At 48.2% G+C, this 24,336-nt stretch carries 16 protein-coding genes; 12 read left to right on the top strand and 4 right to left on the bottom strand.

Going from position 1 to position 24,336, the window contains the following annotated elements; all coding sequences use genetic code 11:
* Positions 1 to 189: 189 nt before the first annotated feature.
* The gene (gene thiC, locus ACZ5QV_RS01170) at positions 190 to 1,473 is read left to right on the top strand and encodes a phosphomethylpyrimidine synthase (RefSeq protein WP_464600851.1); all 1,284 of its coding nucleotides are present in this window, start codon (positions 190 to 192) and stop codon (positions 1,471 to 1,473) included.
* A 22-nt stretch (positions 1,474 to 1,495) separates the two neighbouring features.
* On the opposite strand, the gene ACZ5QV_RS01175 is transcribed toward thiC, so the two are convergent.
* Positions 1,496 to 1,705 (bottom strand): hypothetical protein, encoded by a 210-nt coding sequence (locus ACZ5QV_RS01175; protein ID WP_464600852.1) that lies wholly within the window; start codon positions 1,703 to 1,705, stop codon positions 1,496 to 1,498.
* Between the two features lie 179 nt (positions 1,706 to 1,884).
* Between ACZ5QV_RS01175 and ACZ5QV_RS01180 the strand changes: the two genes are divergently transcribed.
* Positions 1,885 to 6,528, top strand: coding sequence for an S-layer protein domain-containing protein (locus ACZ5QV_RS01180; RefSeq protein WP_464600853.1), 4,644 nt, complete (start codon positions 1,885 to 1,887; stop codon positions 6,526 to 6,528).
* A gap of 121 nt (positions 6,529 to 6,649) precedes the next feature.
* On the opposite strand, the gene pyrG is transcribed toward ACZ5QV_RS01180, so the two are convergent.
* From pyrG to ACZ5QV_RS01195, 3 genes are all read right to left on the bottom strand, one after another.
* Positions 6,650 to 8,266: a glutamine hydrolyzing CTP synthase gene (gene pyrG, locus ACZ5QV_RS01185; protein WP_464600854.1), complete on the bottom strand. Its 1,617-nt coding sequence runs from the start codon at positions 8,264 to 8,266 to the stop codon at positions 6,650 to 6,652.
* 347 nt (positions 8,267 to 8,613) lie between these two features.
* Entirely contained in the window at positions 8,614 to 9,447 is an 834-nt protein-coding gene (locus ACZ5QV_RS01190; protein WP_464600855.1) for a DUF7524 family protein, read from the bottom strand.
* Between the two features lie 18 nt (positions 9,448 to 9,465).
* Complete coding sequence (locus ACZ5QV_RS01195) at positions 9,466 to 9,648, bottom strand: methytransferase partner Trm112 (RefSeq protein ID WP_464600856.1); 183 nt, start codon at positions 9,646 to 9,648, stop codon at positions 9,466 to 9,468.
* A 349-nt stretch (positions 9,649 to 9,997) separates the two neighbouring features.
* Between ACZ5QV_RS01195 and cooS the strand changes: the two genes are divergently transcribed.
* The 10 genes from cooS to ACZ5QV_RS01245 all read left to right on the top strand — a co-directional run bounded on the left by cooS (position 9,998) and on the right by ACZ5QV_RS01245 (position 24,286).
* On the top strand, positions 9,998 to 11,872 hold the full coding sequence (gene cooS, locus ACZ5QV_RS01200; RefSeq protein WP_464600857.1) for an anaerobic carbon-monoxide dehydrogenase catalytic subunit: 1,875 nt from the start codon (positions 9,998 to 10,000) through the stop codon (positions 11,870 to 11,872).
* 18 nt (positions 11,873 to 11,890) lie between these two features.
* Positions 11,891 to 12,412 carry a 4Fe-4S dicluster domain-containing protein gene (locus ACZ5QV_RS01205; protein WP_464600858.1) on the top strand — a complete coding sequence of 174 codons (522 nt, stop codon included), beginning with the start codon at positions 11,891 to 11,893 and terminating at the stop codon, positions 12,410 to 12,412.
* A 234-nt stretch (positions 12,413 to 12,646) separates the two neighbouring features.
* Positions 12,647 to 14,713, top strand: a complete 2,067-nt coding sequence (gene fdhF, locus ACZ5QV_RS01210) for a formate dehydrogenase subunit alpha (RefSeq protein WP_464600859.1) — start codon at positions 12,647 to 12,649, stop codon at positions 14,711 to 14,713.
* Between the two features lie 2 nt (positions 14,714 to 14,715).
* A complete protein-coding gene (locus ACZ5QV_RS01215) occupies positions 14,716 to 15,261 on the top strand; it encodes a 4Fe-4S dicluster domain-containing protein (RefSeq protein WP_464600860.1) in 546 nt (181 codons plus the stop codon).
* On the top strand, positions 15,258 to 15,737 hold the full coding sequence (locus ACZ5QV_RS01220; protein WP_464600861.1) for a 4Fe-4S dicluster domain-containing protein: 480 nt from the start codon (positions 15,258 to 15,260) through the stop codon (positions 15,735 to 15,737). The genes ACZ5QV_RS01215 and ACZ5QV_RS01220 overlap by 4 nt, the downstream gene beginning before the upstream one ends.
* A gap of 975 nt (positions 15,738 to 16,712) precedes the next feature.
* Positions 16,713 to 21,488, top strand: a complete 4,776-nt coding sequence (locus tag ACZ5QV_RS01225; protein ID WP_464600862.1) for a cobaltochelatase subunit CobN — start codon at positions 16,713 to 16,715, stop codon at positions 21,486 to 21,488.
* A gap of 151 nt (positions 21,489 to 21,639) precedes the next feature.
* Positions 21,640 to 22,317 (top strand): DUF2162 domain-containing protein, encoded by a 678-nt coding sequence (locus tag ACZ5QV_RS01230; RefSeq protein WP_464600863.1) that lies wholly within the window; start codon positions 21,640 to 21,642, stop codon positions 22,315 to 22,317.
* Positions 22,314 to 22,958 carry a MotA/TolQ/ExbB proton channel family protein gene (locus tag ACZ5QV_RS01235; protein WP_464600864.1) on the top strand — a complete coding sequence of 215 codons (645 nt, stop codon included), beginning with the start codon at positions 22,314 to 22,316 and terminating at the stop codon, positions 22,956 to 22,958. Before ACZ5QV_RS01230 ends, ACZ5QV_RS01235 begins: the two co-directional genes overlap by 4 nt.
* 70 nt (positions 22,959 to 23,028) lie before the next feature.
* Positions 23,029 to 23,409, top strand: coding sequence for a DUF2149 domain-containing protein (locus ACZ5QV_RS01240; RefSeq protein WP_464602138.1), 381 nt, complete (start codon positions 23,029 to 23,031; stop codon positions 23,407 to 23,409).
* Between the two features lie 400 nt (positions 23,410 to 23,809).
* Positions 23,810 to 24,286 carry a universal stress protein gene (locus tag ACZ5QV_RS01245; protein ID WP_464600865.1) on the top strand — a complete coding sequence of 159 codons (477 nt, stop codon included), beginning with the start codon at positions 23,810 to 23,812 and terminating at the stop codon, positions 24,284 to 24,286.
* Positions 24,287 to 24,336: the final 50 nt, after the last annotated feature.

Genomic DNA, 24,336 nt, shown 5'->3' on the forward strand with positions numbered 1-24,336 from the left:
TTATATATTAATATATTTATAATTATGAAATGAGGGACGGAATCAACATAAAAACCTATATATCTAGATACTGTTCTACTTTGCAAGCCAGAGATAGCATAACTAATAATTAATTCTTAATCATTAAGTTCATCCCTTATCATTATCTCAATTTAATAACCTTTATCAACCTACTTTTATGGAGTTACAATGACACTGATGGAAGACGCAAAAAAGGGAATTATCACTCCTGTAATCCAGGCCGTAGCAGAAGCTGAGGGAATCGCCCCCAATACTCTCCGTTCCTGTGTGGCAAAGGGCTTGGTTGCCATCCCCAAAAATATCAGGCGAGAGACCAGGCCTGTCGGGATCGGGAAGTACATGAGTACCAAGATCAACACCAACATAGGGACCTCCAGGGATTACATTAACATCGAGGAAGAGGTTGAAAAGGCGGTTATTGCCCAGAAATACGGGGCCAGTGCGGTCATGGACCTCTCGACCGGGGGGGACCTGGACACCATCCGCAAAAAGATACTTGAAGCCATCGAAATCCCGGTCGGCACGGTTCCCATCTATCAGGCCGCAGCCTCCCAGAAGGCTGTTGTGGAAATGACCTCGGATGACATGTTCAACGCTGTTCGGAAACACGCCGAGCAGGGCGTGGACTTCGTAACCATCCACGCGGGAGTGAACTGGAACAGTATCGAACGCCTCAGGCAGAGTGACCGCATCATGCATGTGGTAAGCCGGGGCGGGTCCTTTACCCTGGCCTGGATGCTCCACAACGGAGAAGAGAATCCCTTCTATGCCGAGTTCGATTATCTCCTGGAAATCGCAAAGGAATACGATATGACCATCAGCCTCGGGGACAGTATGCGTCCGGGTTGTCTGCACGACGCCTCGGACCGCCCAAAGTTCATGGAATTCATCACCCTGGGCGAACTCGTAAAACGCTGTCGAGCAGCCAATATCCAGAGCTTCGTGGAAGGCCCCGGCCATGTCCCCTTAGACGAGATCGAACTGAGCGTCCGGGGCATGAAAGAGCTCTGCGATGGAGCCCCCCTCTACCTCCTCGGCCCGCTTGTCACGGACATCGCCCCCGGCTTTGACCACATAACAGGAGCCATAGGAGGTGCGGTTGCCGGGATGTACGGGACGGACTTCCTCTGCATGGTGACCCCCTCGGAACACCTGGCTCTTCCCACGAAGGAAGACATAAAGGAAGGACTTCTGGTTACGAAAATCGCGGCTCACACAATAGACCTGGTAAAAGAAGGCCAGCGCGAAAAGGCCCGGGGACAGGACAGGGAAATGGCCTATGCCCGCAGGGATCTGGACTGGGAAAAACAGTTCGACCTCGCCATCGACGGGGACCGGGCCCGGAAAATCCGGGACGCCCGAAAGACCGAAAGTGAGGCCTGTTCCATGTGCGGAGAACTCTGCGCCGTGAAGATCGTGAAAGAAGCTTTTGCGAAAGAGAATGAAGATTGAAGTGGGTCTTTCATTTTATTCCTTATGAGAGGCCCCTTCCCCCTCCAATCTCTTCCTTTTTTGTTCCTTGCTGTTTTTGTTCCTTGCTGTTTTTGTTCCTTGCTGTTTTTGTTCCTTGCTGTTTTTGTTCTTTGCTGTTTTTGTTCTTTGCTGTTTTTTCTTCTTTAGCTTTTTTTTTGTAGCTTTTCCGAATTATGTTTAAATTTTTTCCACAAGCATTGATATAGATCATTGGAAATTATTTATGTAGACTTGTATCCGGAAGGCTGAAATCCCTCTAATTTTTCATATAAAGTATATCTGATTTTTCTGACCTCCCTGACATCGATATTCAGGAGTTTTTGGTGGGTTTTGAAGGTGATAAAAATGAGTGTAAATAAACTATGTTGGGTCGTTCTGTTATTCTTGCTTATGACTACAGTACCTGTAATTGCAACCTCTGTGGGCCCTGAACCTTTGATTGAGGAAAACACATATGTAGAATTCCCGGATCTGGCAGGTTCATATCTGGAATTTTCACCCTTAAAAAACTCAATCGATCTTTGCTATCCCGGCGAGGAGGAAACAATATCTAAAAATGATGCAAATGAATTGTACAAAGTTAAGCAGGTGGTGCAGTCCGAAGTTGAGGAAGAAACCTCTCTTAATGAAAATTTTGAAAAGCAAACCCTCCAATCAGGACAGACCTTACAATTTGAAAATGGTTGTAAACTCACGGTTTCCGATTTCAACAAAAATGGGGATAAAGCCCTTGTTAAACTCAGCAAAGCCGGAACTTTGCTCGGGGAGCAAATACTGGTAGCCGGGGAAAAATACTCATGTGAATCTTCCTTTTATGAACAGAGTTCTTTAAGCACTAAATACACAATACGTGGTGGGGAGACATGGCAATTAAATGATAGCTATAACCTGACACTTGTAGATGTTGACTTAATGGGAGAAAAAGCCCTTATCAACCTTAGCAGAAACGGAATTCCTGTGGACGAACGAATTGTATTCATGGGAGATCACTACTATTATAACAGGTCTGAGACTGGAAATGAAAAGGTCATCATAGACCTCCTTCTTGACCAGACATTCAGGGGGTATATTGATTCAATTGCCCAGTTCAAATATATAGGGCAGTATTCTGATGAAGGCACGGTGGATACGAATCCAAACATAATTTTGAGAGAAGGGGAGGAATGGAAACTTGAAAATGCTTATTCTCTCCTTCTGGGCGACTTTGGGCTCGATTGCTCAAACTGTCTTTTAATTCTTAAAAAAGACAGTGTTCCCGTATGCAGGAGCATTGCCGAAGAGGGGGCAGATTACGAGTACCTGAGAAAAGAGATGGATGGAAATGGCGTAAGAAGCATCCTAAATATTCATTTATCCGCTGTTTTTTATTCGAGATCTATAGCATGTGTGGAATTTCCCAGGGACTATTCCATAAATTCTGATTCGGGCACTGTTGCTTTCAATCGAAGCGTGTTAATCCGTGCAGGAGAGGCATGGGCTCTCGGAAAAGGATATGCTCTGCAGGTAGATGAAATTTCCTTCAATAAACATGTCCTGTTCTCGCTTTTGAAAAACGGGGTACTGATGGACCGGGCCTTTGTCGAGGCAGGTGAACCCTACCGCTACAACAGGGTTTTACTGAGTGACGGAAGTCTCCGTAGGGTCCTGGAAGTAAATGTAAGTAAAGTCTTTTCAGGTGCAGTCAACAACTGCGTTGAGTTTTATCCTGATTATTCCCTGAATTCGGATTCCGACACCAGGGCTCTGGATGATAAAATAATACTGGAGGCATCGAAACCTTTAAAATTAAACGAGAGCTATGAGCTGGTCCTCCAGGGAGTCGGCTGCGAGGAAAAAAAGGCTTTTTTCCGTCTGAAAAAAAATGATTCCGTTCTGGACGAAAGGATTGTTACTTCCAACAGTCGTTACTATTTCAACCTTTCTTTCGAGGGTTCAAACCGGGAAATTCTCAGTTTTTATCTTGAGGATGTGTACAAGGGACCAGTAACTCAACTTGTTATCATAAAAGCCCTGGAACAGAATTCCGATTCAGGAACTTTCGATGAATCCGCTGTTTTACCTCTAGGGGAAAGTTCCGTGGAAATCAGGAGTCCTGTTTACAGAGGAGCAGACCTCCTGGAAATTCTCAATAAAAGCGGGGGCTCCCTTATAATTGATGCCGAGGATTTTTCCGGTTTTTACTATGATCTGGATGAAGAAGTCTCAGTCGAAGCGATAGAGCTTTGGAAAGCCAGGGACGAGAGAACCATCGAGGAAAATGGGCTTGTTTACACAACTGTCGTCCGGAAAGCTGACTATGCATACAAAAGGCACGGCTGGGACAGTAAACAGTATCCCGTCCTGGGCTTCCTCGGAGGAATGTATGTGCCCGTAAGCTCTTTTCCCACGTCATTTTCTGATAATCCCCTGAAACTTGCCAGGCTGGTCCTTGATACTGATAAGAGATATGTGCTCAGGACAGGGGAAATGCTTGAGCTTGGAGGGGACTATGCCCTTGAAGCCAAACAGGTAGATGTTGACGGGGAAAAAGTCTGGCTTGAGTTTACAAAGGACGGAGAATTTATTGATGACGAAATTCTTGACATTTCAAATGGGGAAGAGGGAAGGACCTGGGAAGTTGATGTTGATATTGATGGGGAAGATGACATCGTTGTTTTCAGGGTATGTGTGGACCAGCTTTTCCAGGGTGCAGTTGACAGCATTGCACAGCTCGAAGGCATCTGGCTGCTTGATTATGAAAATCCTTTATCAATAGGCTTATATGATAGCTTTGGGAGCCTTGAGGTCAAAGAAATCGGCCCCGATGACCTGAATCTCAGTAATTTTGAATGCATCTCACTTAATAAAAGTTCAATTCCTCTTGCAGGGAATCTGAATTTCAGAGTCGCTGAAGACAACGATTCCTTCCGTTTCTATCTGATAGACGAAGGACTTTCCGGCTTGAAAGAAGTTAGGGGAGAGGCATGTAACGGGACTGCGCCTTTTGAGTGGGCGGCTCAAAATTTCGGGGCTTTCCTCTATGACCTTGAAAAGGACGGGGGCTCTGAAAAACTGCAAGTTGAAGCCCTCAGTGGGAGGGAAATCCCGGCCAGCCAGTTGAAGTACTCCACGGCTGTATGCACTGTTCCCTCTGGTCGAGATACGTGGGGTTCCTATCAGGCCCTCTGGCTAATGGGGGAAAAATACTTTGCAGGCTGCCCTGCAGGAAATTCCATGTTCGGGGAAAATGCAACTGACCTGCTTTCGGAAGGGAAGCTCTTTAAGGTCCTCCAGGACGAAAAAATGAATGAAATACTGTATCCCGGTTTTTGCCTGCCCCTTGAGGATGGTTATTCCCTTGAAATCCTGGAGCTTAACACCAATGAGAATCAGCTTGACGTTCAGCTCGAAAAAGACGGGCTTGTAAAAGACAGGCAGGTCCTTGAAATAGAGGGGGATTACATCTATAAAGGTATTTATGCCATGGGTTCCGAACCGGCTCAGTTTCCCATAATAGCAGTCCATTTTGGCGAAGGATTTGAAGGATTCGAAGGATTTGATGAAGGGAAAGAAGACGGGATAGTTGTTGAAGGGGTATTCCAGCTTTCGGATAAATGCCTTGAAGTTGAAAAGGGAAACTCATTCGGAAAACTTGAAATTACTCTCTGTACCGCAACAGGGCTCGAAATGGAAAACCCCGAACCTGTACCTTTGCCGGAAGGCTCGGAAATTTTTATTACGGGTAATTTGAGGTTCAGAACTGCTGATTCCGAGACCCTCCGCTTTTACCCCTTCCTTGAGTTCTTTGCCGGAAACACTTTTGGGGGTATCATAGAGGAGGAGGTCGATTACTGGACAATTTCCCCCCGTGATCCGGTTGTAGGGGATACGGTCATACTCGAAGGTGCCACTTCTCCTGACAAAACTGTGAGAGTAAAGACTTCCCTGAATATGGAAGTGCCGGTAGATAAAGGGATCTATAATTACGAGATTGCGGACCTGGAGATTCCGGAAGGGACTGAGCTTTTCGGTGTGAGGGCAAAAAGCGTAAAGGACCTGAACCTCAGGGTAAAAAAAGAATCATGGATCACCTTTAGCTCGGAAGCTTCAACCGGGGCTGCCGACATATCCGTATTCTCAGTTCCTCCCGGAATATATGATACCATAATTTACGGGCAGGCTGAAAGTTATACGGGAACTGTCACCCTTGAGTTGAATACGGTCAAATCTTTGAAGGCCGATTCAGAAGGAAACTTCACTTTCAATTACAATACCAGCTCTCTTCCCGCTGGGGACTACCTGATAAAACTTGGAGACTCCGAAAAAACAGTCACGTTAAAGGAAAATGATGGCAACAGTGAAAGCCCGGTAAATTACTGGACAATTTCCCCTACAAATCCGGTTGTCGGAGATACGGTTGTTCTCAGAGGTTCATGTGCCCTCCCAGGTACGGTAAAAGCCTGTGTTTCACTAGCAAAGATAGTACCTGTAGAAGCCGAAAGATACGAATATGAATTCGCAGAATTAAAAATTCCAGACACTCCCAATAGCTTTAGTGTACGGGCTGAAGGTGTGAATGACCTCTATGTCAGGGTAAAAAAATTAATATGTTTTACCCTCAGTGCTGAGAGTTCAGGAGGGGTTGCAACCATTTCCCAGAGTCATGTGCCTTCCTGGACATATAGGATCAATATAGATGGATCGGCTGAGAGAGGTAAGGATAATGTAACCCTCATTTTTAACGCAGAACAGGCCCAGGAGACCAATTCGGAAGGAAACTTCAACTTCAGCTACAATACTGCCTCTCTTCCCGCAGGGGACTACCGGATAAAACTAGGAGATTCCGTAAAAACAGTCACGTTAAAGGAAAAAAGCAGTCCATCGGAGTGGAATCCCTGGAGTACCCAGGAATCCGATGCCGGAATAAAAATTACGACACCAGAACTTCAGGAAGCAACTTACTGCTGCTTAAATAATGTGCCTGCACCGAAAACAGGGGCCGAGGTCACGACAGAAAGGCTTCAGGGCCTGATTTCTGAGTGGCTCAAAGCTTAATTGGTAAAAATGGAAAAAAGAAAGTAAGTAAGAAAGAAAGAGTGTAGAAGTAAAAAAGTACGAAAAAAGAAAGAGAAAAGGCCAACCGGCCCTTTACTTTTTTTTACTTTTACTGTAATTTTTACTTTTTTATGCACTGTTCTTCTTTTGCTTTTTTGTACTCGCACATGGCCGCTACAAGAGCCCTGAAAGGAGGAGACGGCCTGCCGGGTCTTGACCTGAACTCAGGGTGGAACTGGGACGAGAAGAAGTAGCGCTTGTCCGGGATTTCGGCTATTTCCATCCGGTTTTTGTTCTTGCCGGAAAAGACTATTCCGAAGGATTCAAGCTTTTCCACGAACTCGGGGTTGACCTCGTACCTGTGCCTGTGGCGCTCCACTATATTGTTGCTACCGTAGACTTTTTCGGCAACGGAGCCTTCCTTGAGGATGGCTTCATAGTCTCCGAGACGCATGGTCCCGCCCAGGTCGTCAACTCCGGCCTGTTCGGGGAGGATGTCGATTACCGGGTAAGGGGTGTCCTCGTCAAACTCGGTGGAGTTTGCGCCTTCCAGACCGGCGACGTTTCTTGCAAACTCGATTACCGCAAGCTGCATACCCATGCAGACCCCAAGGAAGGGGATGTTCTTTTCCCGGGCGCACCTGATGGCGAGCATCTTGCCTTCGGTTCCGCGTTCTCCGAAACCCCCGGGGATCAGTATGCCATCGTATTTGCAGAGCTTATCGAGTTCTTCCGGGTCGTTTTCCAGGGCTTCGGCTTCGACCATTTTGATGTTTGCCTTACAGCCGCATTCAATAGCCCCGTGCTTGACTGCTTCAAAGATGCTCAGGTAAGAGTCTTCAAGGTGGGTATATTTCCCGACGATTGCCAGGTTGACCTCGTTCTTCATACCGTTCATCTTTTCAACCATCTGCCTCCAGCCCCCGTCCTCGACATCGGACTCGAGCTGTAGCCTCTTCATAAGTCTGGCTGTAAGGCCCTGCTTTTCAAGTTCAAGGGGGACCTCGTAGATATCATTGGCGTCATGGGCGCTGATGACCAGTTCCGGAGGCACGTCACAGAAAAGTGAGATCTTTTCCTTTGCCTCCTCATGCAGAGGAGTGTGGGACCTGGTAACGATCACGTCCGGCCTCAGGCCAAGAGTCCTCAGGTCTTTTACCGAATGCTGGGAGGGCTTTGTTTTCTGCTCGCCCTGCAGGTCTTCCACAACCAGGGTCACATGGATGAAAACGATGTTCTCAGGCAGCTCTTCCCTGTGCATCTGGCGGACAGCTTCCAGGAAGGGCATACTCTCGATGTCTCCCACAGTCCCTCCGATTTCCACCAGACAGATGTCGGCCCCGCTCCGGGCTGAGACCTTGCGGATCCTGTTCTTAATCTCGTCTGTGATGTGGGGGATGATCTGGACGGTCTTTCCCAGGTAATCGCCTTTTCTCTCCTTGTTGATTACAGCCTGGTAGACCTTGCCCGTGGTCAGGTTGTGGTCCCCGGTAAGTTCCGTGTCCAGGAAACGCTCGTAGTTCCCCAGGTCCAGGTCTGCCTCTCCCCCGTCCTTGAGCACGAAGACCTCCCCATGCTGGAAGGGGCTCATGGTGCCTGCATCAATGTTGATGTAAGGGTCGATCTTGATGGCCGTAACCTTATAGCCTCTGTTTTTAAAGTTCCTGCCAATAGAAGCGATGGTGATGCCTTTCCCAAGCCCGCTCATCACTCCCCCGGTTACTATAATATATTTCATGGGTCAGCTTCCTCAATTGTCTTTTTGTAAATAGCGATTTTCGGATGAATAGCGATTTTCAAATAAATAGGGTTTTTTAATATCTGGCGCGTAATGAGTGATAGTAAGGATATTAATATTACTGAATTTCCGGATTAATGTAACTGAATCTCCAGATTAATATCACTGAATCTCTGGAAGTTAAGTTCTCTATTTTTTTAACGTAAGAACGCAATACCAACTACATGATACTATAAAAAAATAATACCCCGGCCGGTAGAAAATAAATACAGATTGATCTATTTATGACCAGCCTCACGTACCTGCTTTACATTCGGGAACCGGCATCTTCCAGCTCCTTTGGGAGCTCAGTCCCCCTCTTCCAGAATTGCTATCAGAAGATAGGCCGTGCAGGTAACAAACAGGATTGAAAAGGCAAGGGCCAGAGGAAAGCTTACCGTATATTGAAAACGTGGCGGCAGGTAAAAGTAAAGGGCAAACAGGAAAATAAGACCAATGAAGCCTCCTGAGGTCAGAAGTATCCCTTTTTCCCCAGCTATTTCCTGAGAATTCTTCCAGGAATTCTGGATGTTTTTGGGGGTGTTAGGAGGATTTTTCCGGGAGTTCGGGATGTTTTTGGAAGTATTCTGAGAACTTTCCCGGGAGTTCTGACCTGAAATCCCAAAAGATAACTTTTTTAGAAACGAAGCTGAAAGTCCGGAAAAGCCCCCGGTTCCGGAACTGCCTGATTTGTCGTATGAGCCCTGAACCGGAGGGTCGTAAGGCCTGACAGCCTCCAGCTCTTCCGGGTCCGGAGACTGCTTTTTTTCAGAGAATAATTCCTTTTTCTTCTTTTCGGCTTTACCGAGGTAGAGGGGGAAGTCCTTTTTGCTTGACCCGTAGCCTGCGGTAATATAGACCTTTCCTTCGGTAAACACCCGGCCTCCGGGAGAAATGTGAGCGACAGCCGAGATGTATTCCTCCTGCAGGACATAGGGGTTGTCTCGCAAAAAGGTAACACTACCCTTAAGCTCCTTGCTCACGGAAAGATGAATATGGCTGGGGGAACCGTAGTTTGTGATCAGGACCTCAAAAGAGAGATCTTCTCCCGGAGCTATTGGAAGTTCAACCTGCCCCTCTTCAAATTCTATTGAATTGATTCCCTGCCGGTTGATAAACACATTTTGTAATGTCTGCTGCAAGGTTGAAACTCCTTGAACTCATTTCATGAAGTCAGGGGGGAGCAGGTTCGGAATCCCCTCGTCTATCGGGTAGCTTTCCTTGCAGGCAGAGCAATAGAGGGTCCCGGATATGACCTCTTCTTCATTTTCTTCAACCACGTTCAGCACCAGTTCCCCTTTGCAGATCGGGCAGGCCAGAATTTCCATCAGGTCTTTTTTCACTTTTGAATCACCGTCTTATAATTATTAGGTAGATGTTTGCCGGAAGCAGGGCCTCTTCCCTTTAATTGGAAAAGGACATTTCTCTTCTACCTTAATTGTCAGCATATTTTAAACCATCTATTCTTCAGATTTTCGGGCCAGTATTCATGAAAAAACATGTTATTCTGTGCAGGCCGTGTTAACAGAGAATATATATTAACAACCGTTTTTTTTTCAAAAAGTTTATCTGTAATAAAGGGCTCCATTATTATAAGTTATTATAGATACTTTAAAAATTTCGTCTTGTCGGACTTTTTTTTGTCTAACCTTAAAATTAAATCGAAAATTAAAACTCAAGGAAATATCGGAAATGAACCAGGATCCATTAGACAGAAGTATTGACAGAGCTTCCCAAACCATGCTCCGGGAAGCCAAAAGCGCAGGCATTGAAACTGCCTGGGACCGCTATGAGAAACAGCTCCCCCAGTGTAGTTTCGGACAGCTCGGGATCTGTTGTCGTAACTGTAACATGGGCCCATGCAGAATAGACCCCTTCGGAGAAGGAGCCCAAAAAGGAGTCTGCGGGGCCACGGCCGACATTATCGTTGCCCGGAACCTCCTCAGGATGATCGCTGCGGGAGCTGCCGCCCACTCCGACCATGCCAGGGACGCTGTCCTGACTTTCAAGCGCATGTGCGAAGGAAAAACCGGGAGCTACAGCATAAAAGACGAAGTTAAAATGAACGCTCTTGCCGCAGAATACGGCATCCCTACGGAAGGCCGGGAAAAAGGAGAAGTGGCCTCCGAACTTGCGGATGCCCTTATAGCTGAATTCGGAAAGCAGGACGGACCGATCTGCTTTACCCGAAGGGCCCCCGAAGCCCGGGTGAAACTCTGGCAGAAAGTCGGGATTGATCCCAGAGGCGTTGACCGGGAAATCGTGGAATGCATGCACAGGACCCACATAGGGGTTGACAACGACGCTACCCACATCCTCCTTCACGGGCTCCGTACAAGCCTTTCGGACGGCTGGGGCGGGTCCATGATCGCAACGGACGTCCAGGACGTGCTTTTCGGAACTCCTAAACCGATTACAGCCAGCGTGAACCTCGGTGTCCTTTCGGAAGATAAGGTAAACCTCGTTATCCACGGGCACGAATCAATCCTTTCGGAAATGATTGTCGAGGCTGCTGAGGACCCAGAAATTCTGAAACTCACGAAAGAAGTGGGAGCAAAGGGCATCAATATCGCAGGCATGTGCTGTACCGGAAACGAAACTCTCATGCGCCACGGAATTCCCACCGCAGGAAACTTCCTCCAGCAGGAACTTGTCGTAATCACGGGGGCAGTCGAGGCCATGGTTGTTGACGTGCAGTGCATCATGCCGGCCCTTGGCCAGCTTACGAGCTGCTTCCACACGAAATTCATATCCACCTCCCCGAAGGCAGAGTTCCCCGGAACCATCAGAATGGAGTTCCATGAAGAAGAAGCCTACGAGATCGCAAAGAAAATTGTGCGGACAGCCGTTGAAAACTATCCGAACCGGAACCCCGCAAAAGTAATCATCCCAGCCGAGAAACAGAAATGTATGGTGGGTTTCAGTGCGGAAGCCATCCTTGGAGCCCTTGGCGGGACCCCGGAACCTCTGCTTGACGCCATCAAAAGCGGAGCTGTCAAAGGTATAGGGGCTGTTGTGGGCTGTAACAACGTCAAGGTCAAGCACAACTACGGCCACGTCAGGCTTGTTGAAGAACTTATTAAAAACGATGTGCTTGTGGTCACCACAGGCTGCAACGCCATAGCCTGCGCGGAAGCCGGGCTCCTTACCCGGGAAGCTGCCGAACTTGCGGGCCCCGGACTTAAAGGAGTTTGCGAAGCCCTGGGAATTCCCCCGGTCCTGCACATGGGCTCCTGCGTGGACATCAGTCGTATCCTGGTGCTTGCGGCGGCCCTTGCAAAGGCGCTTGGTGTGGACATCAGTGATCTGCCAGCAGCGGGAGCCGCTCCGGAATGGATGAGTGAAAAAGCGGTAAGTATCGGGACTTACGTGGTCTCCTCAGGGGTTTACACCGTACTGGGCACAGTTCCTCCCGTCCTCGGAAGTGCGGCTGTGACCAGTCTGTTGACAGCAGGCCTGGAAGGGGTTGTGGGAGCTACTTTCGCAGTTGAGCCCGATCCCTTTAAAGCCGCGGAGCTCATGCTTTCGCATATCGAAGCCAAAAGGAAAGCCCTGGGGCTTGAGTGATCCGGGAGTTGAGTCTTTATGAAAGAAGTAATGATCCGGTCGGAACTTTGCATGGGCTGCCGTTCCTGTGAAATTGCCTGCGCGGTTGAGCATTCGAAAAGCAAAGAACTTTTTTCGGCAATCGGGGAAAAACCGGTTCCCAGAAAGAGGATCTACGTCGAGTACATCCCCGAATTTGGGGTTCCGGTCCCTATTACCTGCCGCCACTGCGAAGATGCGCCCTGTACGACCGTCTGCCCGACAGGCGCAATCAGCCGGGACGAACTTACCCGGAAGGTTACCCATAACCCTGATATCTGCATAGGCTGCTGGGCCTGTTCCATGGTCTGCAACTACGGGGTTATAGGAAAAGAAAAGGAAGCAAGAGTGGCTATAAAATGCGACCTCTGCCCTGACCGGGAAGTCCCTGCCTGTGTGGAGGCCTGCCCGACAAAGGCCCTGGTCTTTGCCGAGGTGGAAGAGTTCTCAGGAATCAAGCGGGCCGAAGTTGCCCTGAAAATGGCGAGAGGGATGCAGACGGGGGCCGGAAAAGCCCGCTAAATTGCGGTAATTTCGGTACTCAGGTACAGTGCATAGATTTCAAAGTCTAAGAATAAACCACGGATGGACACAGATAAACACGGATGACATGAATCCGTGTCCATTCATGTCCATTTATGATCATTGGTGTCCATCTGTGCTTCTTTGCGTTTACCTTTATGTCGATTTCAAAGTCCGGATTTATTTCAATAATTTGGAATCGCAGTACTGGAAATAGTACCCCGGAGGAAAGATATGGAAGAAAGATCCCTGCACCCGAGCATCTGCCCCTACTGCAGCGTTGGCTGTGGGTTTTACATTGAGCTTGAAAAAGGAAAACCCGTGGGTATTCGCTATATGCCCGAACATCCGGTAAACGAGGGAGCCCTTTGCTCGAAAGGAAACTCGGCCCTTGAAGTCCTGACGCACCCGGACCGGCTAACCCATCCCCTCAGGAAAAGCGAAAACGGCTGGGAAAAACTGAGCTGGGACGAGGCCCTCGACCTTCTGGCCGATAAAATCAGAGAGGTATGGAGCCAGGCCGGGCCTGAGGCCCTGGCTTTTCTCGGCTCTGCCAAATGCAGCAACGAGGAAAACTACCTCCTCCAGAAAATCGCCCGTATGCTGGGGACCAATAACGTGGACAACTGCGCAAGGTTCTGCCACGCCTCGACCATTACGGGCCTTGGAAAAACCCTGGGTGCGGGGGCCATGACAAACCCGCTTTCGGACCTGGCCCATTCGGAATGTATCTTTGTTATTGGGTCTAATTTTGCGGAAAACCATCCTCCTGTCACCCGTAGGGTCCTCCAGGCCAAAGACCGGGGGGGTTCGCTAATCGTGGCCGACCCCCGCCTGACGCCTTCGGCCTGGCTTTCGGACCTGACTCTTCGGCTCAGACCGGGGACTGACGTTACCCTCTTAAACGGGCTTATGCAGGTAATCCTGGCTGAGGGGCTTGAGGACAGAAAGTTTATCCGGGAACGGACGACCGGAATCGAGGCCCTTGAAAAATCCCTGAAAAAATACACCCCGGAAACCGTTTCCCGGATAACGGGAGTGCCGGCAGGAGACATTATAAAAGCCGCCAGGGTCTTTGCAAAGGCCAAAACGGCCACCGTCGTCTATTCCATGGGAATTACCCAGCACGTTTCAGGTACGGACAACGTGGTCGCCTGTGCCGACCTGGCTCTCCTCTGCGGGCACATGGGGAAAAAGGGCTGCGGAATCCTTCCCCTGCGGGGCCAGAACAACGTGCAGGGGGCCTGCGACATGGGGGCCCTTTCCGAATTTTTCCCCGGGTACGTGCAAACTCACGGGGCCGGAGCCACGGAATGGCTGAAAAAGGCCTGGGGGCTGGAAAAGCTGCCTGAAAAAAAAGGCCTTGCTGCAAGCGAAATGGTGGACGCGAGTTTTGCAGGCTCTCTGAAATTTGCCTATATTATAGGAAGGGACCCTGTCAACTCCACTCCTAACTCCTCAAGGTTGAAGGAGGCCTTTGGGACCCTGGACTTTCTGGTGGTGCAGGATATATTCCTGACAGATTCCGCAAAACACGCGGACCTTGTCCTCCCTGCCGCGGCCTGGGCTGAAAAGGCCGGAAGTTTCACCTCGACAGAACGGCGGGTCCAGTGGATTGACAGGGTACTTGCTCCGCCAGGGGAAGCAAAGCCTGACCTTGAGATTCTCATTGAGCTTGCAAACCGGCTCGGGCTGGACTTTGTCTATGGAGGGGCAGAGGACGTGCTTGCCGAAATAGCTTGCACGGTCCCGGCTTACGGGGGCCTGAGTAAAGAGAGGTTAAAAGAGGGACACGGGCTTACCTGGCCCTGTCCTGACGTCCTGCACCCCGGGACTCTGGTCCTCCACACGGAAACTTTCCCGACCCCGGACGGGCTTGCAGCTTTCGTTCCTGTGGAATTCAGGGAGTCTGCCGGAGGGGGCCCGCTGGGGTCTCCGAACCCGGCTCCGGATCCGGACTATCCCCTCCTCCTGAGTACAGGCAGGACAGGGCTCCACTACAATGCGGGTTCCATGAGCAGGCGGAGCAAGGCGCTGCTTGAGAGGGAGCCTGAACTCTACGTGGAACTTAACCCTGAAGATGCGGAGGAGCTTGATATCGTGGACGGGACTAATGTTGTGGTTGAGACCCCGAGGGGCCGGACGGAAGCAAAGGCCAGGCTGACCCGGAGGGTAAACCGGGGCATGATTTTCATGCCTTTCCATTTCCCGGGCACGAACCTGCTGACTGCGGATACTCTGGACAGGGAATCGAAGATTCCCGGCTTCAAGGTCTCAGCCTGCCGGATAAGGAGGGGATGAAAATGACAAAAGCCGTATATGTAGACCTTTTCCGCTGTATTGCCTGTAAGGCCTGTGAGCTGGCCTGTGAGCGGGAGTATGGAGCCGCCCGGGTCAGGGTGGAGACTGTTTTGGACAGGACAGGGGCCGGGGTAGGAGTTCCCGTTTCCTGCCGCCAGTGCGAGACTCCCTTATGTGCGCTGGTCTGTCCTGAAAAAGCCCTGTTAAGCGTTGACGGGGAGCTGGACTTTGATTCCGGACTCTGTACCGGCTGCGGGCTGTGTACGCTGGCCTGTCCCTTCGGGGCAATCGAGCTGAAGAAAACGGGAGGAGGGCCGGAGATAACCCCCACTATAACCAATAGCTCCCCCTTCTTCTCAGGGCCTGTGGTGCGTTGTGAGCTCTGTCCCGGAAAAGAAACGCCGGTCTGTGTGGCGACCTGTCCTTCCGGGGCCCTGGTTTATACCGACTGTGAGAGCTTCGGAGAGAATATCAGGCAGGAGAAAGGGAAAAAACTGCTTGAGGCCCTCTTAAGTCCTTTCCTTACAGGGCAGGGGGCCAGAAGATGAACGAAAAAATGGTTGAAAACCCCTGGTACCTGAAAATCGATTCCGAAAAGTGTATTGGTTGTAGGGCCTGTGCTTCAAGCTGTCCGGACGGGTTTATTCGCCTTTCGGACGACGGAGGACAGAGGACCATCGTTTTTCCGGTAAGTTGTTGCATGGATTGTGAGTTCTGCGTTTCAGTCTGTCCTGAGGACGCAATCAGGCTTATCCGGGCTCAGGAAGATTCAGATAAACAGGTAGATGGGACCATATCCGGGAGTATCGAATTAAGTTTTGAACTTGCTGCCTGTGGAAAATGCGGGAGGCCTTTTGCGACTGAAAAAGAATTGGCAAGGGTCCTGAGAGCAATAGAAACTGAAATTTCCACCCAGGAATATGCCTGCTCGGAATCTGCCTGGAAAGAGCTCTGTCCTTCTTGCAGGCGGGCCCTTTTGCGGGAACGGGAAGCAAGTACGGTTTTTCGGACCCGTAAATTTTGATATTTTGAAAAACAATAAACGGGGTGAGCAGCCTGCCCCCCACTTTTTTACAGGCGAGGTGTGAACTCCCTGAAACTTCAGATTATAGCATACATTTCGACCCCCCTTCAAAATAAAACATAATTTATTTTTTTATAATGTTGTTCATGTCATCAAACATATCTTTTTTGTCAAAGTTCTTCTTTAAATAACATCTTTCTAACAATATACTATATTTTGCATTTCGCCCCCCTCCCCAAAAAAATGACTTATTCTTTTTATTTTCACAGTTAAGTCCTCATTTTGCCCTATCTTCTGAATTAATTATTCGACCTTCCATGAGATCTCGCTGAAAAATATGCCAACTTAGCGGAATTTTTTATGGATCTCACCCGGAGTTTTTGGAGAATTGTAGGATTCTGCCAAAAATCATTGATTTTTTTGAGCTTGTGTCCACTACAGATTAAATAAGTGTGTCCAGTTATTGCAAAAATTACCTTATTTTTGAAAGGGGGTCGAAATGTAAACCGTAACTAACATTGCAAATAAAAAAATCATGTTCTATTTTGAAGAGAGGGTCGAAATGTATGTTAAAACCAGGTTTTAAATAATAAGATACTTTTTTTATAATTGTTCTTATTATATATTACTTTTATATTAAATAATATAACAAAATCATACTTTTTTAGAAATATTTAATACTAATTAGAATATACGTCTGTTAATGTGTGATATAATAATTTTAAATAGGGGTTTTTTATTATGAACCATGAAAATTATATAAAAAAGATATTACCACAAAAAAACAATAAAGGACTCCCTAGACTCCTCCAAAAACCAGAACCTTCTGAAGGACTGTCACAGAAAAGTTCAAAAATACTGAGTAAGATTCATCAAAGTGACCGAACCCTTTCAGCACTCCTGATTTTCCTGCTTATTATCAATACTGCTGCTACGGCATTTGCAGCAGATAACGGAGCAGATGACCTAAAAAGCATGGGCAGCGAAAACCCTGACACCAGCCATTTTGCCTACCTTACAGACTCGGAAACCCCTTATTCTCTGGTAAATAACTCAACTCACCTGATAAATGTCAGCACATATCGCTTTCCTCTGGAAGTAAAGTCAATTGATGCGGAAATCCTTTTGATCGACATCCATGGTGACGAAAACCTGACATATCTTAAAAATGCAATTGACAGTGACAATATCACAGGCCAGCGAATCACCCTGACCAATGAATCCTCCGGGCTCTCAAATGTGCCAGAACCCGTACAGGAAAACACAAGCCTGTACTGGACCCGGACGGCTAAAAACCTCAAAAACCTTTTGGTCTATGCCGCAGTGGAACTTGACGGCAGGACAGACCTTATCCCGATGGTACGGGAACCTGAAAGGACTTCTATTTTACTGGTTGTACTCCCGAACTCAAATACTATTGAAAACGTCAGGGAGGAACTTACGGAATACGGGATAGACTGCCGGTTTGCAAACCTTACAGCAATAGGAAAGGTTGCAAGAGATCCTTCCCAAGCAAAGTTTGTGAATGCGGAAATCGAGGCCTGGGATGGAGATATTATCTTTGAATATGTGGCTGATGCCCAGTACGAATTGTACCGGGAGCAGATTGAAACTGCCGGAGACAGAGACATAAAGCTCCTGGGAGTAGGAGGTTTTTCTTCTCAAAACTGGTACTCCCAGAATATCGATGACGGGGGAAACGTAACTGCAAAACTCTTCAGCAAAAGTTCAAAAACTCCCGGGTACTGGAGAACAGTACTTCCGGAAAACCTGGTCCGGATGTTTATTTATATTGCACATGAAACCGGTTCCCGGGAAGACCTCGAGCCGTTCGTAAAATTCACAATGACAGTCCCTCCGGCCGCCATATATCACCCGGACGCCCCGGCCTACACCTACAACAACGACAGTTTCGAGCACATTTTCTTAAGCCGGGAGGAATACAACGAATGGTACAGAGCAAGCGGACACAATTCCTCCTCGAATAAGTGGATCGGGATTGCCATGTACTATCGGGACTACCAAGAAGGAAAACTTCATACAGAAGACGCCATGATTCGGCAGCTTGAAGCCGACGGTTACAACGTTGTGGCAAGTTACGTGCCTTGGGACGACCCTATCAACCGTTTCTACGATAACTCCAACGAGAGCAGACAGGTTGACTCAATTATCAGTTTCCTTTTCTTTGGGGCCACGGATAAGCAGAAGGTGCTGAACCAGAGTGACGTTCCGGTCCTCAAAGCAGTGAGCCTTTCCTACCAGACCTATGAGGTATGGGAGAAAAACCCCTATGGAATAAACGGGGCTGCAATCACCTGGAAACTTGACCAGCCCGAAATTGATGGGGTGATCTGTCCGATTCCGGTTGAAGCCCAGTTTACCGAAGAAGATTACTTCCGCTATCCCATCCCGGACAGGGTGGACCGTCTGCTCGGACAGGCAAAAGCCTATGCGGACCTGCGACACACTCCGGAAGATGACAAAAAAATAGCCATCATTTACTTTAACCACCCTCCAGGAAAACAGGATGTGGGAGCAAGCTACCTGAACCTTTTTGATTCCTTGGAGCTCATGCTGGACTCGCTCAAGGATGCAGGATACAGTGTGCAGAACATGACTTCTAAGGAACTACAGGAAGTGATCCTAAAGGAAGGCAGAAACATCGGGGGTTGGGCTCCTGGAGAACTGGACGCTCTTGTGGAAGCAGGACTTGAAGACGACTCTATAGTCCTGCTGGATGCTGACGTGTACGAAGCCTGGTTCAATGAACTTCCTGAAAGTATCCGGACCGAGGTTATGAACACCTGGGGCCCCTCTCCTGGAGACCTGATGGTTATAAACCGGGAAGGAAAAGACTGGATAGTCATCCCCATAATTAAAAACGGCAACATAATCCTGACCCCTGAACCTGCAAGGGGCTGGGAAGAAGATACCGAGAGGCTTTACCACGACCTGAACATTGCCCCTCCTCACCAGTACATGGCCTTTTATCTCTGGCTCCAGCACCCGCCGGAAGCCGGAGGGTTCGGGGCTGACGCCGTTGTGCATGTAGGCAGGCATGGGACTCAGGAATGGCTACCCGGTAAAATGGTCTGCCTGAACGCCACGAACTATCCGGACCTGCTGCTTGGAGACATCCCCAATATTTATCCATATATCGTGGATGGGGGTGGAGAAGGCATCCAGGCAAAACGCCGGGGCTACGCGACTTTGATCAGCCACCTGACCCCCCCGATTGCAAAGAGCGGGGTTTACGGGGATCTGACCGAGCTGAAAAATCACCTTATGAATTATCAGGAATACAAACAGAGCGGGTATATAGCCGGCATGAACGAGACAAAAGACGCGGTCATCGAGCATCTCAATAACAGTACCGTTGATGAGGACCTCGGGCTTACGGTAAATGATGAAAACTTCGAAGAGACCCTTGACGAGATTGTCGAATACCTGGAAGAAATAAGTGCCGAGACGATTCCTTACGGGACCCATACCTTCGGCCAGAGTCCTGAGGGGGAAAAAGCCTCGATGTTCCTTGAGACCATGCATGGAGATCTGCTCCTGAACACTTCCTGCACTCTGCTGGAGTATGATAGGGATACCGTGCTTGCAGGGGGAATTGAGTCCCTTGAAATTCATTCCGATGCCGAAAACCTAAGCCATTGGCTTGCTCTCTCCATTGAAAACTGCAGCTCCGAAAACCGGCCTTTTGCAGATGCTGTCGAAGCACACTTAAACCGCAGCATGAGTTCGGAAGAACTCGATGCCCTTAACGAAACTTTTGAGACTGCAAACCGGACTCTTTTCCTGCTAAACGCCTCCGGAGAACTTACGTCCTTAGTACACGCCCTTGACGGTGGGTATATCCTCCCGAGTGAACAGGGAGATCCTGTAAATAATCCGAACGTGCTGCCCACAGGCAGGAACTATTACGGAATTGAGTCAAAGAAAGTTCCGAACCCTGAAACCTGGGAAATTGGAAAAGAAATGGCAGACGAGATGCTGCTGCAGCACTATTCCGAGTACGGGAAATTTCCGGAAAAAGTCGCTGTGAGCCTGTGGTCAGTTGAGACGCTTCGTCATAATGGGGTAATGGAAGCAATGGTCCTGCGGCTGATGGGTGCGGAGCCTGAGTTTTACTATTCCTATGGGGCTTTTAGCAAGGTGTACAATGACAGGATAGGTGTAACCTCCCTGGAAAACCTGACCTTAACCCTTCCTAACGGCACGGTAATTTCCCGCCCCCGAGTGGATGTCGTAATCACCACTTCAGGGCTTTACAGGGATACCCTTCAATACCAGCTAAGGCTGCTTGATACTGCCACGCATACAATTTCCGGGCTTGAAGAGAACCCTGCGGATAATTACGTTCAAAAACACACCCTGGCTATCAGAGATGCTCTCCTTACCCTGACCCCTGAAGAACAACAGGAAATTCTCGATACCTACATGGCAGCAAATCCCAAATTTGAAGGAAGTTTCGACGAGCTTGCGGAAGAACTCGCCTCACTCAGGATCTTTGCCCCACCTCCTGGAGGCTACGGGGTGGGCATAGAGAAAGAAATCGGGGCTGGAGGAACCGAATGGGATTCTGAAAACGCTACCGGGGCTATAGGGGGCCTTTACATTTTCAGGATGGCAAACCTGTACACAACCGACAGTGAAGGCTCTGTGCAGTACCTTGGAAACTACGAGTCCCTTTTCAGGGAAAACCTCGACGGCACGGAAATCGTTTTTAACAGCCGCTCTTCCAGCCTCTACGGAGTGCTTGATAATGATGACTTCTTCCAGTACGTTGGGGGACTTTCGGCCGCAGTTCAGACAGTTTCAGGAGACATTCCAGATATCAAGGTAATAAACCTGCGGGGAGAGCCAAAGGTGGAAGGCCTGGATGTCTTCCTAGCCAGGGAACTGAAAAGCAGGGCTGAAAACTCCCTTTATCTGCAGGGGATGATAGACTCCGGGTACTCAGGCATGAAAGAGATCGCTGAGATTGCGGAGAACCTCTGCGGCTGGCAGGTCACTAACCAGGAGCTTGTAAGCGATTATATGTGGAACGACCTGTACGAAACCCTTGTCCTCGATAAACAGAAGGTGGGCATAAAGGATGCCTTTAACGCAAACAACCCGTACGCCTACCAGGCAACTACTGCCCGTATGCTTGAATGCATCAGAAAAGGCTATTGGGATGCCTCGGATGAGGTTGTTCAGAACCTTGTCAGGGAATACGCCGAATCCGTGGAAGAATATGGGGTAACCTGTTGCCACCACACCTGCGGAAATCCTGGGCTTGATGGATATGTGAAGGGCATGATGTCAATTCCTGGGGTTGTAAGCAAGAAAACTGAAACCAAGTATGGAGAGTTGATGAATAAGGCTACCGGAAAGAAATCTGAAACAAATCCTGATACGGACAGTCCATCGAAAAGCCAGAGCAGTCACAGCACAGGCAGCGTTCGGGTTGTGCCCGTAGAGGAGATACAAAACCCAGTAAACAGCAAGTCCAACCAGAGTACATTTGCAGAAGGGGGCTACGGCACGGATCTCGAAAAGGACCCTCAGCCAGAGATGCAGCCAGAGTCTGTTCCCGAGGCAAACTATGTGGAAGGTTATGAGCTTTCAAAGGAGGCAAGTGATAAATCCGAGGATGAAGCTGGAAGCGTTTCATTTTCTTCCTCTGACGTTACAGGACTGGCCTTCATACTATTGCTTGTAGGAGCAATTTTTGTAGGCTATAAAAAGAAAAAGATTTGAATGATTTGAAAGAAATGTAAAAATGATCTAAAAAAAGCGTGATGGAGAAGAAACTTTGCCGGTTCATGTGAATAATTCACACCCACTCCTTCACACCCACCATTAAATATAAATTTCAGAATTATAAATTATTATAAATAGTTGGTATATTATGAATCAAACTTCACTAACCGTAATAGGAATCCTAATGGCAATTTTGGTCTTTGGGATTAAAACAGGAGTCGGATGCGGCTTTTCCAATGTGAAAAAGTGGGAAATTCTTGCAATTGCAAGCAGTTATTTTATCCTTTCCGTGCTGATCGGAAGCTTTGTAGGCCGCTTCAGCATGGAGAGTTTTGAACAAATTTCCGGCATGGGGATGAGCATCCATGTGCTTTTATCTCTGTTTTTAATTGGGGCTGGAATTTATACTCAAAAGAAATGGCACAGCGGGCATGATGTTTCCAGAAAAACCTTTCTGGTGATATCCATGCCCTGTCCGGTCTGTTTGGCAGCCCTTACTTTTTGCTGCATGTTGCTTGCAACAAGCCTTGAGTGGAGTGGTCTGAAGATCGGGCTGCTGGTCGGAACCGTATTTTTCATCTCTGTTCTGGGCTCTTCCTTTGCTTTCAGGAAACTTGGCAAGACCCCCGAAACCCTAGGAAGCGCCATGCTGCTTCTTGGGATTTACTATTTGCTTGGAGCTCTACTCATCCCTGCGTATATGAAAACAAAGCAGTTGAACCTGGTACCTCTCACGGGAGGCGGAACAGAGATTATTCCTCTTTTACTCACTGCGATGATAATCCTCGGTGGGTTTTTGATAGGACAAGTGAGGTTTAAACAATGAGTCTGGCAGGCCCCCTTTTTGAGATTATGTATACCTTTTCTTCCGCTTTGCTTTATCCGGTGATAATAGCCCTCCTCCTGCTGGTGCTTCTCTCTTTAATTCATATCGGGGAATTCCTCTCCGAATACTCAAAACGGCATAGAGATAAAAACAACCTGGAAGAAAACTGTAAAAAAATTGAGCATTCTCTCAAAAATTCCGATTTTTCGGAAGCTTCCGGAGCTCTCAGGGGAATAAAGCAAAACTACCTGGTCACCTCCTTTGCCGAGGAAGCCGCAAAGCAGCTCAAGGACCGGCGTTTCCCTGCAATCAAAAAACTTGCCGAGGAATACGAGATCAGAATGGCCAAGCGCCTTGAGCAGACAAAGATCGTCTCTACCATTTCCCCCATGCTCGGGCTCATGGGAACGCTTATTCCTCTTGGGCCTGCCCTGATCGGACTTTCTCAGGGAGACATTGCAACCCTTGCAAACAACCTGATGATCGCCTTTGCCACAACGGTTGTAGGGCTCTTTGCGGGTACTATTAGTTACGTCCTGACCCAGGTCCGGAGGAGATGGTACTGGGAAGATATGTCGGATATCGATTATATCATGGACTCCCTCGATGACAAAAACCTGGCTGCAGGCGGAGCTGAATAAAATGAGTGAGGTGAGTAAAGGAAATGAAGTAAGTAAAGGAAATGAAGTAAGTGAACAAGGGGTGAAAAAAATGAAACGAACCCGACACTACCACCGAACCGGCCTTCTAGCCGACCAGGATGACCAGAGTCCCCTTACTGGGGTTGCCAACCTTTTCGATGTGGCGATGGTCTTTTCTGTGGCTTTGATGGTTGCCCTCGTCATGTCCTACAACCTTCCCGAACTCCTGAACCCGAACGAAGACATCACCATTGTGAAAAATCCGGGACAGCCGAACATGAAGATTATTATCAAGGAAGAAGGAAGGCCAATCGAGGTTCTGAATATGACTGATAACATCGGAGGGGGGACGGGAGAAGCCCTTGGGACCGCATATAAACTGGCCAACGGCCAAGTTATCTACGTGCCTGAAGAGGATAAAACTACAGAATCTAATGAAAACTCCACGTAATTTTTTTATTCTCTTATCTCCACTTTCATCCATTTTTAGCCTGTATTCCGTATTTTTAGGCGCATAAATGTCTCTTGATGCCGAATTATGCGCTTAAAATTTGGGAACTAAAAACAGGATAGAGGGGATATGCGGAAAAGGTTTTGCAACTTCCATGGATCTATCCGCTTTGGGATTATATAACATCTTTTAAAATTTCTTGTACAGTTATGTATAAAAGTTTAAGAAATATATATTATATAAACTAATAATGATATTCTAATAATGATGTTCTTTCGTTTTCCGGATTGCACGAGGTGTACTGGCAAAAAAGGGGTTCGGAATTTCAGGCCAAGTGCCGGAAACAAAAAGTCTGCACCGGAAGATTGGTGCAGGGGCGTAAGAAAAGGGGGAATCAGGTATGGATAACACAAATTATAAGAAAATAATGATTGCAACCGACGGATCGGTACTCGGTAAAAAAGCAATAGAATATGGGGTTGAAATTGCCAGACTGAGCGGCGCGAAACTCTATGCCGTTTATGTGATTTCCGCAGGAGGGTATCACATCATCCCGCCACGGGACGCAGGCTGGGAAAAGGCGATGAAGGAGCACCTCAAAACCGAGGGTGGTGAGGCAGCGAACTATGTTGAAAGGGCCGGAATGAACGCAGGAGTGGAAACGGAGTCCATAATTCTTGAAGGACACCCTGCAGAGGAAATCGTGAAGTTTGCTGAGGAAAACGATATCGATGTGGTGGTTATGGGGACGCTTGGAAAGACCGGGATACAAAAGTTTCTCCTGGGAAGCGTTGCGGAAAAGGTCGTCAGAAATTCTAAAAGGGCCGTACTTGTTGTAAAAGGGGAGAAAGAAGAAGAAGAAGAAGAAGAAGCCTGAGCTTCGGACATTTATTCCGGGAAAAGGAAAAGGAAAAAATCCGGCCTACA

The organism is Methanosarcina baltica (assembly GCF_055394095.1).

Excerpts from the sequence above, each read along its gene's own strand:
- ACZ5QV_RS01175 (WP_464600852.1), bottom strand. The coding sequence starts at position 1,705 with ATGATCTATATCAATGCTTGTGGAAAAAATTTAAACATAATTCGGAAA.
- fdhF (WP_464600859.1), top strand. The coding sequence starts at position 12,647 with ATGGAAGAAAGATCCCTGCACCCGAGCATCTGCCCCTACTGCAGCGTT.
- ACZ5QV_RS01245 (WP_464600865.1), top strand. The coding sequence starts at position 23,810 with ATGGATAACACAAATTATAAGAAAATAATGATTGCAACCGACGGATCG.
- cooS (WP_464600857.1), top strand. The coding sequence starts at position 9,998 with ATGAACCAGGATCCATTAGACAGAAGTATTGACAGAGCTTCCCAAACC.
- thiC (WP_464600851.1), top strand. The coding sequence starts at position 190 with ATGACACTGATGGAAGACGCAAAAAAGGGAATTATCACTCCTGTAATC.
- ACZ5QV_RS01215 (WP_464600860.1), top strand. The coding sequence starts at position 14,716 with ATGACAAAAGCCGTATATGTAGACCTTTTCCGCTGTATTGCCTGTAAG.
- ACZ5QV_RS01235 (WP_464600864.1), top strand. The coding sequence starts at position 22,314 with ATGAGTCTGGCAGGCCCCCTTTTTGAGATTATGTATACCTTTTCTTCC.
- ACZ5QV_RS01240 (WP_464602138.1), top strand. The coding sequence starts at position 23,029 with ATGAAACGAACCCGACACTACCACCGAACCGGCCTTCTAGCCGACCAG.
- ACZ5QV_RS01230 (WP_464600863.1), top strand. The coding sequence starts at position 21,640 with ATGAATCAAACTTCACTAACCGTAATAGGAATCCTAATGGCAATTTTG.
- ACZ5QV_RS01180 (WP_464600853.1), top strand. The coding sequence starts at position 1,885 with ATGACTACAGTACCTGTAATTGCAACCTCTGTGGGCCCTGAACCTTTG.
- pyrG (WP_464600854.1), bottom strand. The coding sequence starts at position 8,266 with ATGAAATATATTATAGTAACCGGGGGAGTGATGAGCGGGCTTGGGAAA.
- ACZ5QV_RS01220 (WP_464600861.1), top strand. The coding sequence starts at position 15,258 with ATGAACGAAAAAATGGTTGAAAACCCCTGGTACCTGAAAATCGATTCC.
- ACZ5QV_RS01225 (WP_464600862.1), top strand. The coding sequence starts at position 16,713 with ATGGGCAGCGAAAACCCTGACACCAGCCATTTTGCCTACCTTACAGAC.
- ACZ5QV_RS01205 (WP_464600858.1), top strand. The coding sequence starts at position 11,891 with ATGAAAGAAGTAATGATCCGGTCGGAACTTTGCATGGGCTGCCGTTCC.